Origin of the sequence: Tenacibaculum dicentrarchi, from assembly GCF_964036635.1 — a bacterium.
Classification (GTDB): Bacteria; Bacteroidota; Bacteroidia; order Flavobacteriales; family Flavobacteriaceae; genus Polaribacter; species Polaribacter dicentrarchi.
The window spans coordinates 169,313-187,052 of the sequence record NZ_OZ038524.1 but is presented as its reverse complement, the minus strand read 5'-3'; the positions used below and the strand labels follow the sequence as shown (position 1 = coordinate 187,052).

Annotated in this window: 11 protein-coding genes; 5 read left to right on the top strand and 6 right to left on the bottom strand. The window is 30.6% G+C overall.

The window, feature by feature from the left end:
* Window positions 1-72 precede the first annotated feature (72 nt).
* Window positions 73-711, top strand: a complete 639-nt coding sequence (locus ABNT14_RS12365; protein ID WP_101931574.1) for a DUF4271 domain-containing protein — start codon at window positions 73-75, stop codon at window positions 709-711.
* Between the two features lie 13 nt (window positions 712-724).
* On the top strand, window positions 725-1,471 hold the full coding sequence (locus ABNT14_RS00775) for a uroporphyrinogen-III synthase (RefSeq protein WP_101902094.1): 747 nt from the start codon (window positions 725-727) through the stop codon (window positions 1,469-1,471).
* Between the two features lie 286 nt (window positions 1,472-1,757).
* Here the strand turns inward: ABNT14_RS00775 and ABNT14_RS00770 are convergent, their stop codons facing one another.
* The 6 genes from ABNT14_RS00770 to ABNT14_RS00745 form a co-directional block, all read right to left on the bottom strand.
* On the bottom strand, window positions 1,758-2,480 hold the full coding sequence (locus ABNT14_RS00770) for an energy transducer TonB (protein ID WP_101902095.1): 723 nt from the start codon (window positions 2,478-2,480) through the stop codon (window positions 1,758-1,760).
* A gap of 72 nt (window positions 2,481-2,552) precedes the next feature.
* Complete coding sequence (locus tag ABNT14_RS00765) at window positions 2,553-2,927, bottom strand: VanZ family protein (protein WP_232114152.1); 375 nt, start codon at window positions 2,925-2,927, stop codon at window positions 2,553-2,555.
* Window positions 2,893-3,273, bottom strand: coding sequence for a glycine cleavage system protein GcvH (gene gcvH / locus ABNT14_RS00760; protein WP_101902096.1), 381 nt, complete (start codon window positions 3,271-3,273; stop codon window positions 2,893-2,895). Before gcvH ends, ABNT14_RS00765 begins: the two co-directional genes overlap by 35 nt.
* A gap of 24 nt (window positions 3,274-3,297) precedes the next feature.
* Window positions 3,298-10,440: a cell surface protein SprA gene (gene sprA, locus ABNT14_RS00755; protein WP_234984977.1), complete on the bottom strand. Its 7,143-nt coding sequence runs from the start codon at window positions 10,438-10,440 to the stop codon at window positions 3,298-3,300.
* A gap of 6 nt (window positions 10,441-10,446) precedes the next feature.
* Entirely contained in the window at window positions 10,447-11,028 is a 582-nt protein-coding gene (gene ruvA / locus ABNT14_RS00750; protein ID WP_101902097.1) for a Holliday junction branch migration protein RuvA, read from the bottom strand.
* A 53-nt stretch (window positions 11,029-11,081) separates the two neighbouring features.
* Window positions 11,082-13,364 carry an NADP-dependent malic enzyme gene (locus ABNT14_RS00745; protein ID WP_101902098.1) on the bottom strand — a complete coding sequence of 761 codons (2,283 nt, stop codon included), beginning with the start codon at window positions 13,362-13,364 and terminating at the stop codon, window positions 11,082-11,084.
* Between the two features lie 140 nt (window positions 13,365-13,504).
* On the opposite strand from ABNT14_RS00745, the gene ABNT14_RS00740 reads away from it, so the two are divergent.
* From ABNT14_RS00740 to ABNT14_RS00730, 3 genes are all read left to right on the top strand, one after another.
* Window positions 13,505-14,143, top strand: a complete 639-nt coding sequence (locus tag ABNT14_RS00740; RefSeq protein WP_101902099.1) for a PAS domain-containing protein — start codon at window positions 13,505-13,507, stop codon at window positions 14,141-14,143.
* Between the two features lie 155 nt (window positions 14,144-14,298).
* Window positions 14,299-14,910: a PAS domain-containing protein gene (locus ABNT14_RS00735; protein ID WP_101902100.1), complete on the top strand. Its 612-nt coding sequence runs from the start codon at window positions 14,299-14,301 to the stop codon at window positions 14,908-14,910.
* A gap of 168 nt (window positions 14,911-15,078) precedes the next feature.
* Window positions 15,079-17,718, top strand: coding sequence for an AsmA-like C-terminal region-containing protein (locus tag ABNT14_RS00730; protein ID WP_101902101.1), 2,640 nt, complete (start codon window positions 15,079-15,081; stop codon window positions 17,716-17,718).
* The last annotated feature ends 22 nt before the right edge of the window (window positions 17,719-17,740 follow it).

Genomic DNA, 17,740 nt, shown 5'->3' with positions numbered 1-17,740 from the left:
ATCTAAAACTAAGCAAATATACACTAATTTATCACTAATTTTGTGTTAAATTAAAGCATAAAACAAATACGATTGCAAGCAATTGAACGCATTATAACCGACAATAACTGGATTACCTTAGTCATTTTATTTGCTATTATTTTAGTAGCGATAATGAAACTACTTGCACCTGATAAATTGCGAGATTATACCTTTGCTTTTTTTACTTCGGGGTTTTTTAAAAAAAAAGTAGAAGATAATCCGAGTGTTTTTTCCGTATTTTATATGCTCCTATTTTTTTTCTCTACAATAACAATTTCGTTGTTCTTGTTTTTAATGCTACTTCAAAAATATTATTTGCCTACTTTTTTCAACTATACGATAGCCCTCTGTTTTGTGGTTCTCTATTATGTATTAAAATATTCTTTAGAAACTATTTTGGCTAATATTATTAAGGCTAATTATAATACTAACTATTTCTTAGCTACAAAATCAGGTTATTTAAGCAATCTTAGCTTATGGTTATTTCCAGCCATAATTATCTATCAGTATGCGTTTAACTCTCCTTTATTTTTACTTATTTATAGCCTTATCTTATTTATTTTCAGGGCTTTTTTAATCTTTATTAATAACAAAAAAATAGTTATACGTAAGTTCTTTTATTTTATTTTGTACTTTTGCACCCTTGAAATAGCACCCCTACTAATTGTTTATAAAATAACTACTACGTAAAAGAGAAAAACATATGAAAGTGAAAACTATTTTAGTCTCTCAACCTGCTCCCAAAACGGAAACTTCTCCTTATTTTGATTTAGCAGAAAAACAAAAAGTAAAAATTGATTTTCGATCTTTTATTCATGTTGAGGGTATCGACGGAAAAGAGGTTAGAACTCAAAAAATTGATTTAAAAAACTATACTGCAATTATTCTAACAAGCAGAAATGCTGTTGATCATTTTTTTAGAATTGCCGAAGAAATGCGTTTTACAGTTCCTGACTCAATGAAGTATTTTTGTCAATCAGAAGCAGTTGCTTTTTATTTACAAAAATATGTTGTGTACAGAAAACGTAAAATTTATGTTGGAAGTAGAACTTTTCCTGACCTAATTAAATTGATAAAAAAACATAAAGATGAAAAGTTTTTATTACCATCTTCGGATAAATTAAAACCTTTAATCCCTGCTGAATTAGACAAACTAGGAGTTAACTGGAAACGTGCTAATTTATATAAAACAGTTGTTAGTGATTTATCTGACCTACAAAGTGTTTTTTATGATGTTTTAGTATTTTTTAGCCCTTCAGGAATTGATAGTTTATTCCAAAATTTTCCTAATTTTAAACAGAACGAAACAAAAATAGCAGTTTTTGGAAACTCAACTGTTAAAGCTGTTGAAGATAGAGGCTTGCGTGTAGATATTGCTGCACCAACACCTGAAACTCCTTCAATGACTATGGCTTTAGATAAATATATAAAAGATGTTAATAAAAAATAACATTATTTTTTAAAAGTAACCTATTAAGAGAAGCCTATCAAAATTATTTTGATAGGCTTTTTTATACTTTTTAAAAAATAAGTATAAAAAAACCCATTCAAAAAATGAATGGGAAAAATTGCTATGAAAAAGAAAAATTAGTGATTTTTAAATCACTATACAAATATACAAAACTAAACAACTGAAAACAAACATCTTAATTTATTTATTTTCAATTTAAATAAATTATTAACCATAAAAAAAGCAATCCTATTGGATTGCTTTTTTATATTTTACTAGAAGTAAATTATTCTACATTAAAAGTAATAGGTAATGTATACCCTACTCTTACTGCTCTACCTCTTTGTCTACCTGGTTTCATTTTAGGTATTTTTTTAGCTACACGAATAGCCTCTTTTTTTAATCTTGGGTGAGGAGCTCTTGCATTTACACTTGTAATAGAACCATCTTTATCAATTTTAAATTGAACATAAATACGTTTTTTACCTGGTGATAAACCTAACTCATTTGCTAATTCAGCATCAAAATTACGTTGTACATGTTTCTGTAATTTTTTATTTAAACAAGCTTTTTTTTCTGTTTTTGATCCTGTACAACCTGGAAAAATTGGCACTTCTTCAATAATAGCAAAAGGTACATCTTCTACTACAACTTCTTCCTCTTCAACTTCTTCGATATCTTCTACCTCAACAGCTTCAGATTCATCAGTTTCAGTCGACTCAATAACAGTTTCTTCTACTTCCTTCTCATCCTCTACAACTTCAATTTTATCTGGAGCTGGTGGTGGTGGAGTATTTTGTTTTGGTTTTGGTGGCTCAATGGTTAATTCAATTGTTTCTTCTTCAATTTCAGATGCCATTTCAACACCTTCTAAAACGCCATATGTTTTATCATATGTTTTATTTTCAATTGCAACATATGTTACAAATAAAGCTAAAACCAAACCTAGCTGCATAAACAGTTTACTATAATTCTCTAAATTTGACTTTGGATTCTTCTTAATTTCCATCCTAAATGTTTTTTAATAGTTCGCTAATTTAATTAATTTATTTCAACTTTTACAAGCTAATTCTTTAAATAGTTACATTTTTCTCAAAAAAAGAAAGTACATCATATAAGCTATTAAAATACCCGTCGTATTTGCTACAATATCTAAAACATCACCTGATCGGTATGTTGTTATTGTTACCTGAAGCCCTTCAATAATTATGCCGTAAAACAAACAGCATAAAACAATTATAATTTTATTTGTTTTTTTTTTATCAAAGGCAATTAACCAAACAAAGCATAAAACAAAATAAGCAAAAGCATGCTCGTATTTGTCTAAATTTTTTATTTGAATAATAGCGGGTGGTTTTCCAATTTTAATTAAACTAAGAATAGCAATACCGATGCTTATCAGTATTGCTATTATCGTTAAATTATCCTTTAATAAGCTCTTGATACGCTTGAGCACTTAATAAATCTTCCGTTTGTGAAGTTTCTGATAATTTAATTTTTATCATCCAACCATCACCGTAAGGATCTGAATTTACTAATTCTGGCTCGTCTTCTAATTTCTCATTAAATTCGATTACCTCTCCTGATAAAGGCATAAAAAGATCAGATACCGTTTTAACTGCTTCTACCGAACCAAAAACTTCTTCAATATCTAAAGTTTCGTCTAAAGTATCAACATCTACATAAACGATGTCACCTAATTCTCCTTGTGCAAAATCGGTAATACCAATTGTTGCTACACCTTGTTCAATTTTAACCCATTCGTGGTCTTTTGTAAACTTTAATTCTGATGGAATGTTCATTGTACTATTTTTATTGTGTTTGTTTTAATTTCCTAAATTATATATAATATTGATTCCCGCATTAATTGACTGCCTTGGAAATGTAGTTGACACCGCGTATTTAAACGTTTGATGGTTGTAATAAAACGACGCTGTTAAACTACTACTTAAATTATAATCGGCAATAAATTTTAACCCAAATAATTTCTCTCCTCCTGTTATTTGACTATTCTCTTTATCAACACTTCGTATTAAAGTTAAATTATCTCTTAAAGAAACATCTGCCCTTAAATTAATATCTCCTTTCACGGTTTGCTTTTTCCCAGTAAATTTGGTTACAAATTTAACATCTTTAATTTTATATCCAAAGCCAACAACATATTCTGTTCCTTTAACATCAGTTAAAGTATTATTATTAAAATTTAAAGTTAAGCTTCTATCTCTTCGTATTTCTCCTTTAAATGAAAATGAATTTTTCATTCTAAAATCGACTTTTACCAAAGGAGAAAACTCATCGATTAAAGTTGCTGACGAAAGTAGTAGTTCTGACTGATAATTACCAGAATTATTTGTATTTGTTGCTACCGATGTATCATATTGTAAATTATTGGTGTAATTTCCTATTGTATAAGATGATTTATACCCATGAGATACGGTAAATGATGAAAATGATTTTTTAAACCACTTATATTGCATTAACCCATTAAAACGCAATGTCCAGTTAGGAATTGGAATATTTTTAAACACATTGGTACTTACCTTACTGGCATTAATTCCTGAATATGCTGCTATAAATGCAGGAAGCATTACTTGTTGACCTGTTATTTTATATCCTGCATCTGGTGTGTTTGGTAATTTTGATGCAGCAGATAAGCGTTCTGAAATTGTTGCTCGGTTTGCTAAAAAGGTATCGTATAACGCATCATTGTTTGTAAAAATAGTTCCCATCATAAAATGACTCGTACTGTAATTACCTGTTTCGAAGGCTTTAATTTTTGGGTCTTGCTCAAAACCGCCAGCTCCATCAGAAATTATATCTAACTGTTGATTTAAATTACTGGTATGAATTTTATTTGCTCTTAAATCAATCGTTAAATTTTTAAAAGGTTTTACAGACACTGTATAATCTAACTTTTTATAGGCTGTTTTCCCGTAATTCTTACTATAATAAGGTTGTTTTTTATCTGTTTGACTTGTTCTTGTAACCAACCATCCGTTTTCAATAGCAGCATTTAAAATATCTGTTTGACTACCAAATACAAACCCTAAAGATGGCGCAGTACCACCAGCATAATTGTTTCTTCCTAAAAAACCAACTGAAGGTTTGTACCCCTGTAATAAAGTACCATTATTTTGAGAATAACTAATTTTACCTCTTTTTACTGATGTTAAAATATTATAGGTTCCTTTCAATATTTTACGCCCAAAAGAAGCATTCTTTTTTAAACTTGCTTTTTTAACAGGGCTCTTTTTAGTTCCTTTTAATAGTAGTTTATCAAGCTTTAAGGTTTTATAAAAACGCCCAAAATCAATCGTAGCATTTAAGTTGTGCGTGTTGGTATTCTGAATCATATTACCAACAACATCTTGGTAATCAATAGTGGTAATTTCACCCGTTAATTCATCTTTCTGATTAATGACACTCTGCGAACCTGCTTTCCAATCAAAATCGGCAGTGTAGCCGTAATCGGCAGTTACAAAATTCAAAAACGGTATTTTTTTAAGCGGTAATTTATAGGTGGTATTTAATTTCTGATGATAATTATCAGGGCGTCCAACGGTAAAAAACTGATCGTAGATTTCTAAATTTTCTTCCGTTCCAAAACTATCATAAATATAATTATTGGTTGCATTAAAATTCAATTGCAATGATTTTGTTAAATCAAAACCAACAGTATAATCCCAATTAAATAAAAATCTACGTTGAATTAATTCGGGCTGTGCAGTTAAACCTTCAATTAAATTTCGTGATTGTTGAGTATTATAACTTCTATTAATTTTAGAATTAACAGCAATTGTTTTAGGAACAGGATTTATATTTAAGTCTTTTATCAATTTTAAATACTTACTTTTAAATACTGTCGATTTTTTAAACGGTTCAATAACAAAAGGCTTGAAATTAAAATTATAACTCGCACCTGCCATTACATTGGTGTTTTCAAATTTTTCAATATTATAATCTCGATGTAACTCTTCATTATGCGCATAAGAAACCGATACATTTTCTACATCATAAAACTTTGGCGTTTTTTTACTTTCAGGATTTTTATTCTTTTTAACATTGATAAAGCTAATACTTTTTCTACGCGTATAGTCTTGCGCATTTTTACTATTTGGATTTTTATCTAACGCTTCTTTTAGTTCAATATCCTGAAATTGAGGATCGTATTTAGGATCTCTAAATTCTTCGCCATAACTGTAAGTCATCGGCAATTGAATATTCCATTTTTTAGGCATCATTTTACCCAATTGAACATTCGTGGCAACGCTATATTGCTTGGTTTGCTCAATACTTCGTTGCTGAACTCTATCTTCAATACTACCAAAACCAATGGTTGACATCCTACCTGCTAAAGATACATCCATTACATCGGCAAGGTTGGCATCGGCATTTACAACCGTTGCCCATCCTCCTTTATTATCAAAACCAACTGCTCGTAATTCGTTAAACCAAACCTCAGCTGTTTTGGTTGAATTCGATGTGTTTTTTACCCCTAACATTACCGTTTTTATTTGTGCCAATGTTGGGTTTCCTTTTACTGATATTTTTAAACCAGCTACTTTTGATGATGAAAATATTTCGGTAATACTCGCATCTAAAGGTCTTAATAATTTTAAGTTAGCAAGCTCTTTTAAAGGGATTTCTAAATTATTTTCTGCTGGCAACCAAACATCTTCAGAAGTTGCATTAGAAGTTGATAAACTTAACGGTTTTTCAATTTCGTAATAATTATCATTCAAATCTGTACCTAGGCGGATAACGGCAACCATATCGCCACTTTGAGTACCGCTACCCGTAGGAGTTTCGGCATGCAAAAACATTCGTAGTTTTTTATATCTACGCATATCAATACTAATATTTTTATAAATTGTTCTTACCTGATCGGCAGGTAAATCGGTTACTTTTAAGGTTACCGATTGCTCATTTTGACGTTGAATTCTGTTTGTTCCTTGTAATTCTTCTCGTTGAATTCCTGGAGGTAATTGATATCTTTCCTGATTTTGCTCAATACTAACAACACCCACTTCAAACTTATTAAGTTCGCTCGGTTTTAAAGCAACAGGAACACCATTTTCCGGGAATGTTTTGGTGTAACGTCGCCAATCGCCACGCACCAATTCTAATTCACCAAATCGTAAAACAACAGGCATTTTAAATTCGGTTAAAAACATTCTGATAAAGCGAATACTATTAAAATCAGAAATTCCATTTATTTTTTGATCTTCAGTAATATTTCGAATAGGTATTCTAAATTGATACCATTTAGGCGTTATTTTTTGTCCGTTTGATAAACTAACCGATACTCCTTCTTTAACATCAATAATATGATTTTGACCTTTTATTAAATCGGCTTTATTTAATGAAACTTCGTATTCAAAATAACTATTAACAGGGTTCATTGTTTGATCCTTATTAATATCTTCAGTATCAGGATATGCTGTTGATGATGTAGGATATGACTCCCCCGATTGGCTTGCCGTTGGCGAATTTCCTTGTGTACCGTTAAAGTTTTTATATCGTGATAAAATTGACGGATTTAACGCCTCTATTGCGCCTCCTCTAAAATATTGAAAATTATCGCCCGCAGGGTCATTTCCAAAGCTTGCTATTTGCTGATCTGTTAAATTATGTTTTCTTTTAAGAAAAGCTGTTTCTTCGGCATCATTCAATCCATCTAAACCAATATCCTGATTTTTTCTATGGTTGTTATCATTATCAAAAGCATATAAAATCGATGGATTAATTGGTATATTTCCCCAAGCGGTTTCGTTTACATTAAGCCCTTCGGTTTTATCACCATCTTCAGGTAAACCATTTTCATATTGCTTTCTACCATCTTTTAAAATATCTTCAGAAACATTTCCTAAATTGATAAATAACTTTCCTACCTGATTGCTAAAATCTTGAGGATTTACACCTGTTGGCAAACCTTCCGCCTGAGTAATCGAGTAATTTTCATACGGATCCATCAGCCAAAATTGAATATACTCCACATTTGACTGTTCAAAGTTATTGGTTGTTAACGGGCGCATAATTCCTGCCCAACGTTTTGTTGCTGTTTCTTGACCTACATTGTAATTATAAGGACCTCTTTCTGACGGATAATACGCCAAATCTAAGGTTCTTACTAAGTTTTGTTGGGTAATATCTAAATCTGTATTTGGAAATAATTCATTGTAACGAATTTGACGCACTTCATTTCTTGACAGTTCATTTTCATCAATATTTCCTGGTCTGTTTGATCCTGCATAAAAAAGCTGATCTACATTATACCAAGCTATTTTTGCCCTATTATAATTGTATGATAAATCGCCTGAACCACCATTTAATTGTTGTGATTCTGGCGTACTTGCCAAAAACCATTGCTGTGGCGAACCTAAATTAATAGGAATTTGAGACGCTTCAAAATCATCTAAATAAGAAGTTGCCGTTCCATCTACATTAATTCCGCTTGGCGAACCAGGAATTAAATATGCCAAATCGGCTCGAACCGATACATTTGACGGCGCATCCGTTTCTACAAAGGGTAATTTGTTGGCTAATTTTGTTAAAAAAGGCACTTCAGAAGAATATGCTAAATTAAACCCTAACATAGTGTTGTTAATTGGTTCACCTCCAAAATTCACCTTTGGTGTTATTGGTTTTTCGCTTACATTCAAATACGTTCCTCCTAAAGTAAAGTTTTCTGAAAAACGATGTTCTACATCAATTCCAATAAATGTTTTTCGTTGCTGACTAAATAAATTATTACTTTCGGTAGTCGCATTAATAGGAATCCCTGATGCTTCTAATCCTGCGTCTAAAATTTGTACACGCCCTAGTTGATAATCTACCACATAATCAATTCCTTCTACTAATTGTCGTCCGCCTGCGGTAACACGAACCGAACCTCTAGGAATGTTAAATCCGCCAAGCGATATTCCACGACTTGTTGCAGCTTTAAAATATCCTTTTAAAAAGAATTTATCTTTATTTTGATATTCGTTTTTTGCCTGAATTTTAGTGGTTAAATATAGTTCTTCAAAAAGGTATTTTTTTTGATCGCTTGTATTGGTCAAAGCATCTTTTAAACCATTTCCAAAAGGTTCTGGCTCTGGAAAAATAACATATCCTCTTTCAGAATTTACTGTTATTCCATCTACATAATCAAAAAAACCATCTCCTTTGGGTACGGCATATTCACTTTGGTCTAATTTATCTAAATTGAATATTCGCAGTAATGGTTTTTTTCGCACTGCTTTATCGGCATCATTTTTATCAGTTTCGGCATTTTGTAAAGTATTTTGTAGGGTTCCTGTTTGATCATCTCTATATAATAATTCAATACGAAAACCTTCACGTTGTAATGGAAAAGCGCCTAAAGCATACACGTTTTTCATCATTAATTGCCAGGTAGGAAATGCTTCTCCTAAAAAACCAGGCGCACTTGTATTAGGGCGAATGGTGTTTAAAATTTCACTACGCAGTAATTTTACCACTAAGTTAGACGGCGCAACTACGCCATCGTTTGAAAATTCTCCTACTTTAAAAACTGTTTCACCATTTGAAGCTCCAACAACAGTATATTCGTAGGCAACCGCTAAAACTTCACCATCATTTAAACGTCTGTTTAAAGAGATAAATCCTAGTTGATTGTGTACTCTAAATTCATTGGGTTGTAACTTTCGAGCATTTTGTAAATAGGAATAATTATAGCCTTGTTTTGCTATAATTCCTTCGCTTTTTATAGCGGCATCTATGGTAGCTACATCTCTAATTTGCCCTGATTCTGTTAATAAATTTGCTAATTTATTTACCTTATTATCAGGAATGTTAAAACCATTTGCAGTTACAGGACTACCGTTTAATTTTTTAACTTCAGTATTTACTAAACTCTTGGTATTCGACTCTCCTAAATCGGCAAGTCCTACAATACTTCGGTAATCGGTTACGTTTTGAGAGGTATTTGTTACCCAAACCTCAACCCTTGTAATATTTATCGGACTGTTTACTAGCGGATAATTAACTAAGGCTTCTTTGTAATTTTCTCTAAAATAATGCCCTAAAAAGAAGTGACGGTCATTGTCATAATCAGAAGCACGTAATTCAAAAGGTTCAATGGTAGCGCCTCCTTGAGCTACTACAGTTTTAGATTGTGAGTTTTGCTGCGAAAAAGCGGCAGTTATATGTGTTTTACCAAATTGTAGTTCGGTTTTTACTCCAAACAATGTTTGCGCACCGTTTATTAATGAGTTTTTAATAGGCATGCTAACATTTCCCGCTTCGATATTTCTAATAATATCATCTTCGGTTGGGGTATATTCTAACTTGATAATGTTTTGAAAATCAAAGGTAGATTGGGTATCGTAATTTGCGGTTACTTTTAGGCGTTCCCCTATTTTTGCTTGTAAACCAACACTTAATTGCTGATCAAAATCAAAGGTGAAATTACTTTGATTTTCAATAGATATTTGCGGGTTTTCATTTTTCTGATAAACCCCACCCAACTTAATATTTACCTGTCCTGTTGGCTTAACATCTACGGTATTTCCTCCGAAAATAGATTCAAAAAACTTTGAATTTACATAATATTTTGGTAATAAATTTTTTCGAGCTTTTTTACTCCCTTTACTCTTTGGGTTTGTTGCGGCTACTTTTTCTTGAAAATATGCTTTAATATCGTTTTTTAAGCGATACTTTTTATATTCATTAGGCGTCATAAAAATGGGTGTACCAATAGTATAATCACCAATTTTTTCTACCATCACAAATTTATTGATTGCCTTGTCATAGCGCACAATTTTTTCTGATGGATTATTTAAAAAAAGTGCCCCTTTTTGAGTATTGCTAAAACGATACTTTAAAGGTATAAGTGTATCTTTTTTTACAATATTATTGGCAGTACTTCCTGTATTTTGCGAAAACGAAACAACACTTACCAATAAAGCAAGTGTTGTTAAGAATATATTGATGATTTTTTTTTCCAACCCGTTTTATAAATTTTTCAACGCCTGTCTTATAAGTGTTTCAACACTTGCATCAGGTGTTTCTTTTAGTATATTTCCAATAACTTTTTCTGCTTGCTTGCGTAAAAAGCCTAAGACCTCTAAAGCTGATAACGCTTCTTCTTTATTTGTATTGTTTTGTGTGATTGAAACTTCATCTAAATCAAAAATCTTTACAATTTTATCTTTTAAATCAACAATAACACGTTGCGCTGTTTTAATTCCGATTCCTTTTACAGATTGAATTGCTTTTACGTTTTCTGAAGCAATAGCCTGTTGTATTTCTTCGGATGTCATTGACGATAACATGGTTCGGGCAATGCTTGGTCCTACACCAGATACAGAGGTAAGCAATCTAAAAATTTCTCGCTCTACTTTATTAAAAAAACCATATAAAGTGTGCGCATCTTCGCGGATAGCTAAATGTGTGTATAACAACACATTTTCATCCGCAGGTAAATTGGAATATGTATGTAAAGAAATATGTAATAAATAGCCTACTCCATTGCAGTCAATAACGGCATGTGTAGGGCTTTTTTCTACTAATTTCCCTTTTATTTGTGTAATCATTTAAATAAGTTTTACCACCTATAAATATAGGTGGTTTTTTGAACATTAAATTGTTATACCTTAGCTATTCGCTCTTTATTTTGAGCATCTACAACGGCAACTGCTGCCATATTAACCATTTCATCAACACTTGCACCTAATTGTAAAATATGTACAGGTTTACTCATTCCTAATAAAATAGGTCCGATAGATTCTACACCCTCCGCCTCTTTCATTAATTTATAAGTAATATTTGCTGATTCTAAATTAGGGAAGATTAAAATATTGGCTCTTTTTCCGTTTAATTTAGAAAAAGGAAATTCTTTGGCTAATAATTCTGGATTTAAAGCAAAATCGGCTTGTAATTCTCCATCAACAATTACATTTGGATGATTTCGATGTATGTAAGCAACGGCTTCTCTAATTTTTACAGAACTTTCTGATTTTGATGAGCCAAAATTTGAAAAACCTAACATAGCAATATGCGGGGTCATTCCAAACATTTTTGCCAATACAGAGGTTAACTGTGTTATTTTAGCTAAATCTTTTGCCGTTGGATTAATATTAATGGTTGTATCGGCTAAAAATATAGGTCCTTGTTTGGTTAGCATCATATTTGTTGCTGCAACCCTAGTAACACCTTTGTCTTTTTCGATTAACTCTAACATTGGTTTTACAACCGATGCGTATGACCTAGAATATCCTGTAATTAAAGCATCTGCTTCGCCAGTATTTACCATCATTGCGGCAAAATAATTACGCTCACGCATCCATTTTTGTGCCTCTAAAAACGTAATTCCTTTACGCTGTCTTGTTTTCCAGAAAAATTCAGCATATCTATTTCTTCGAGCTGATTCTTCATCTGTTTTAGGATCAATAATAGTAACTTCGGCATTAAAACCTAGTTCTTCTTTTAATTCTAAAATAACTTCTTTTCTACCTAATAAAATAGGGATTGCTATTTTTTCATCAGAAACACGTTGTGCAGCCTTTAATACATCTATATGATCTGCTTCAGCAAAAACAACACGTTTAGGATTTTTCTTTGCCCTGTTGTGTAATAACCTGATTTCTTTATTTCCATTACCCGACCTGTCCATTAATTGTTCACGGTAGGCTTTCCAATCGGTAATTGGTTCTTGAGCAACACCCGATTCCATCGCTGCTTTTGCAATTGCTGGTGGAATTTCATAAATTAATCGAGGGTCAAATGGTTTTGGAATAATATATTCACGCCCAAATGAAAGACTCACCTCATCATACACAATGTTTACCTGCTCTGGCACTGATTTTTTAGCCAAATCGGCTAAAGCATGTACGGCTGCCATTTTCATTTCTTCATTAATTTTGGTGGCTCTAACATCTAAAGCTCCTCTAAAAATAAACGGAAATCCAAGTACGTTATTTACTTGATTCGGATGGTCAGACCTTCCAGTTGCCATAATAATATCATCACGAGTATCAATGGCTGTTTGGTATTCAATTTCAGGATCAGGATTAGCCATTGCAAAAACAATCGGGTCTTTTGCCATTGCTAATAACATTTCTGGTGTTACCACATTTCCTTTAGATAAACCTATAAAAACATCGGCATTGTGCATTGCTTCTTCTAAAGTATTTAAGTCTTTATCGGTTGCAAATTCGGCTTTTTGTGACGTTAAATTATCTCTATCTTTTCGGATAACTCCTTTACTATCGCACATTACGATGTTTTCTCTTTTAGCTCCTAGCGCTAGGTATAAACGAGTACATGAAATTGCTGCTGCACCTGCTCCGTTTACAATAATTTTAATATTGGCAATGTTTTTATCAATAATTTCGATAGCATTTTTTAAGGCAGCTGTAGATATAATTGCAGTTCCATGCTGGTCATCGTGCATTACTGGAATGTCTAATTCTTCAATTAATCTTCGTTCTATTTCAAAAGCTTCAGGAGCTTTAATATCTTCTAAATTAATCCCTCCAAAAGTAGGAGCTATTGCTTTTACTGTTTCTACAAATTTATCTACATCAGTAGTATCTACTTCAATATCAAAAACATCAATATCTGCAAAAATTTTAAATAACAATCCTTTTCCTTCCATTACTGGTTTAGAGGCTTCAGGACCTATATCTCCTAGCCCTAGCACTGCTGTTCCGTTAGATATAACCGCTACTAAATTTCCTTTAGCAGTGTATTTATAAACATTGTTTTTATCTTTTGCTATTTCTAAACAAGGTTCTGCAACCCCAGGTGAATATGCTAATGCTAAATCGTGTTGTGTTGCATATTTTTTAGTAGGTACTACTGCTATTTTCCCTGGTTTTGGCTTGGCGTGGTATAACAAAGCTTCACGCCTTTTTCTAGAATCACTCATAGGTTCGTTCTTGTTTGTTTGAACTCACAAATATACATTTTTGTTATTTAGTTTAAACTTTAAAATATTAGTAAAAGAATCTCTATAGAAATAATTTTCTTCTTAAATTTGTATATATTATATAAATTAAACTACTAAATATGGAAACCCCTCCTATAAAACACATCATTGATGAAGAAGTTAAATGGAATAAAAACCAAACAATTGTAAGTAAAACAGACACTGCAGGAACAATTCTTTATGCAAATAGTGTTTTTACGGATGCCTGTGAATATACTGCTATTGAGTTAATTGGTGAGCCTCATAATATTATTAGGCACCCAGATATGCCTAAAGTTGCTTTTAAAGCACTTTGGGATGCTTTAAAACAAGGAAAAAATTATCATGCAATTGTAAAAAATTTAACAAAAACAGGTAGATATTACTGGGTTATTACTGATTTTACTATCGATAAAGATGATGCTGGAAATATTACAGGATACACTGCTCGAAGAAAATCGGTACCTACTAGTGTTGTTAAAAAAATTGAACCTTTATATAAAATATTGTTAGATATTGAAAAGCTTAAAGGTGAAAAAGCAAGTGAGTTATATTTTAATGCCTACCTAGAAGAAGAAGTTGGTAAAAGTTATGATGAATTTGTGGTTGATTTATTTAAAGAAGAAGCTTTAAATGAACAAAAACTTAAAAAAATAGCAGAAATAAAAGAAATAGAACCTGAACACGAAAGTAAACTTAAAAAAGGTTTAAATTGGTTTTTCTTTGGTGATTTTATCTAAAATATTAATTAATCAACTAGTAATAAGACTACTAAAAAAACAAGAAACTGCTTACTTAAAATATAAGCAGTTTTTCTGTCTTATACAAATAATTAATTTAACATTGCCGTGTTAAGTAAATGTTATAATTTCGCAACGTTAAAGATAAAAAAACCATGATAAAAAACCCACTTCGCCCCCAGCAAATTCTTGATGAAGAAATAAAATGGGATAAAACACAAACCATAATTAGTAAAACCGATGCTTCTGGTACTATTTTATATATGAACGATGCTTTTGAAACAGCTTCTGAATATAATAAAATTGAGCTAATCGGTGAACCTCATAATATTATTAGGCATCCTGATATGCCTAAAGTTATTTTCAAAGTATTATGGGAAAATTTAAAAGGGAAAAAAAACTTTCATGCAATTGTTAAAAACCTTACCAGAACAGGTAGGTATTACTGGGTAATTACCGATTTTACAATTGATAAAGATGAAAAAGGCAATGTAGCTGGTTATACTGGTCGTAGAAAAGCATTACCAAATAGTGTTATCGAAAAAATAGCTCCTCTTTATAAAACACTTTTAGAAATAGAAAAAATAAAAGGAGAGCCTGCTAGTCAATTATATTTTGAAGCTTATTTAAAAGAAGAAATTGGTAAAAGTTACGATGAATTTGTTGTTGATTTATTTACTGATGAATCTATGAAAAATGAAAAAATAGTTACTGAAGAAGTAGCAAAACCTAAAAAAGGGTTAAGTTGGTTTTTTTCTAAAAACTAATTAAATTTTCAAAATATAAAAGCCACCTAAGTTCATGAATTTAGGTGGCTTTTATTGTTAAAAACAACTCGAAAAAACTTATTTTTAGAGCTATTTATTATCTTTTTCTTAACAAATAATTTCGGAACTTTGTAACTTATAATAATCGATAGTCTAAATTTTTTATCCATGAAAAAAATATATAAAATACTGCTAACCATATTTATTGCATTATTAATGTTACTTATTTTAACGCCATTTTTATTTCAAGATAAAATTATTACACTGGTTAAAAAAACTGTTAATAATAACATTACTGCTCAGTTAGATTTTTCAAACTCTAACCTTAGTTTATTTAGAGATTTCCCAAATGCCTCTGTCCAACTTTCTAATGTGTCAATTATCAACAAAAAACCTTTTGAAGGAGACACCTTATTATTTGCTAAAAAGATTAACTTAGAGTTAAAACTTACTGAGTTATTCAAAAAAACATCAGAACAACTTAATATTCAGTCTTTTTCTATTGATGATGCAATTGTACATGTTTTAATCAACAAAAAAGGTATTGCTAATTATAATATTACAAAACCTTCGGATGTAAAAACTGAAAATACGGATGAAACTCCTTCTAATTTCGGACTTTCTATAAATTCGTATGCAATTAACAATGCATTAATAAAATACCATGATAAAAAAGGAAAGTTAAAAGTAAAATTAACTGATTTTAATCATAGCGGAAGTGGCGATTTTTCTCAAAAAAAATCAGAATTAAACACGAGTACATCAACATTAGTTTCTTTTGAAATGGATGGCGCTTCCTATGCCAAAAATCAAAAAATAACTTTAGATGCTATTTTAGGAATGGACTTAGTTAATAGCAAATTTTCATTCCTAAAAAACGAAGCTAAACTTAATAATTTACCTTTAATATTTGATGGTTACGTTCAAATAAATGACAATAATCAAGAAATTGACCTTAACTTTAAAACACCATCATCAGACTTTAAAAACTTTTTAGGATTAGTACCTGAAACATACACTAAAAGTATTGAAAATGTAAAAACAAGTGGTGATTTTAGCGTTGCAGGAACTGTTAAAGGACTTATTACAAATAAGAAAATTCCGCTTTTAGACATCAGCCTTAAATCGAATAATGCTTCATTTAAATATCCCGATTTACCTAAAAGTGTACGTGATATTGATATTGATGTACAATTAAAAAACACAAGTGGTTATCTTAATAAAACCTTTGTTGATATTAACAAATTATCTTTTAAAATTGATGAAGATGTTTTTTCTGGTAACGGAAAAGCATACAATATTACCACTAACCCAACTATTGATGCTAAATTAAACGGAACTTTAAATTTAGCCAATATCAATAAAGCATATCCTGTTGATTTAGAAAATGAATTACAAGGAATTTTAAAAGCCAATTTACATACTAAATTCGATTTAAAAGCAATTGAAAATAACACATTAAGTCGTATTAAAAATAATGGAAATATTGAGCTAAACGATTTTGTATATGCTTCTAAAGATATCGTTAATTCTATTAATATCAAAAACTCTAACGTAAGTTTTACTCCTGCTAAAATCATCTTAAATAAATTCAATGCAACTACTGGTAAAAGTGATTTAAACGCTACTGGAAACATTAATAATTTATTAGGATTTTTACTTGCTGATAAAAAATTACAAGGAACTTTTAACTTAAAATCGAACGCTTTTCATATTAGCGATTTTATGCAAGAAAGCACTGATGATAATCAAAAAGAAGAAGAAAATACTAAAGAAGAACAACAACCTGATACCGTTTTAAAAATTCCTGCTTTTTTAGATTGTAAAATTTTAGCAGATGCAAAAACAGTTTATTACGACAACTTAACATTAAAAAATGTAAAAGGAACTCTATTAATAAAGGATGAAAAAGCAATTTTACAGAATGTAAATGCAAATATGTTTAAAGGTCAAATTTCTTTTAACGGTGAAGTAAATACCAAAGAAAAAACACCTGTTTTTAATATGAATTTAGGAATGAAATCTTTTGATATTTCAGAGTCTTTTAACGGATTAGATTTATTAAAATCGATTAGTCCGATAGCAACAGTTTTAAACGGAAAGTTAAATTCTGATATTAATTTATCAGGAAATTTAAACGGCGACTTTACACCCGATTTAGCATCTGTTTCAGGAAAAGCTTTAGCAGAATTATTAAGCACTAAAATTGAACCTAAAAACAGTAAAGCTTTAAGTTTATTAAATAATAAATTATCTTTTTTAGATTTAAGTAAGTTAGATTTATCAGATATTAAAACAAAATTATCTTTTGATAAAGGTCAAGTATCTGTAAAACCTTTTAAGTTAAAATATAAAGACATCAATATAAATGTTGGCGGAAATCATAGTTTTGACCAAAAGATGAATTATAACGTAACTTTAGATGTACCTGCTAAATATTTAGGAAGCGAAGTTCAAGGATTACTTTCTAAAGTAAGTGCAAAAGACCAAAATACAACTGTACCTATTACTGCTAATATTACAGGAAATATGAAAAATCCTGCTGTAAAAACAGATTTATCATCATCAGTAACTAAATTGAGTCAAAAATTAATTCAACAACAAAAAGATAATTTAATTAACAGTGCTATAAGTAAAGTTTCTGAAAGTAAAACAATTGATAAAATCAATACTAAATTAGATAGTAAACTTGGAAATTTATTAGGAAATAAAAAAACAGATACCACCAAAACAAGTACTACTAAAACAGAAACTGTTAAAAAAGTAAAAGATGTTTTAGGCGGATTATTTGGTAAAAAGAAGAAATAAAAACGTATTTACTTTAGAGCTT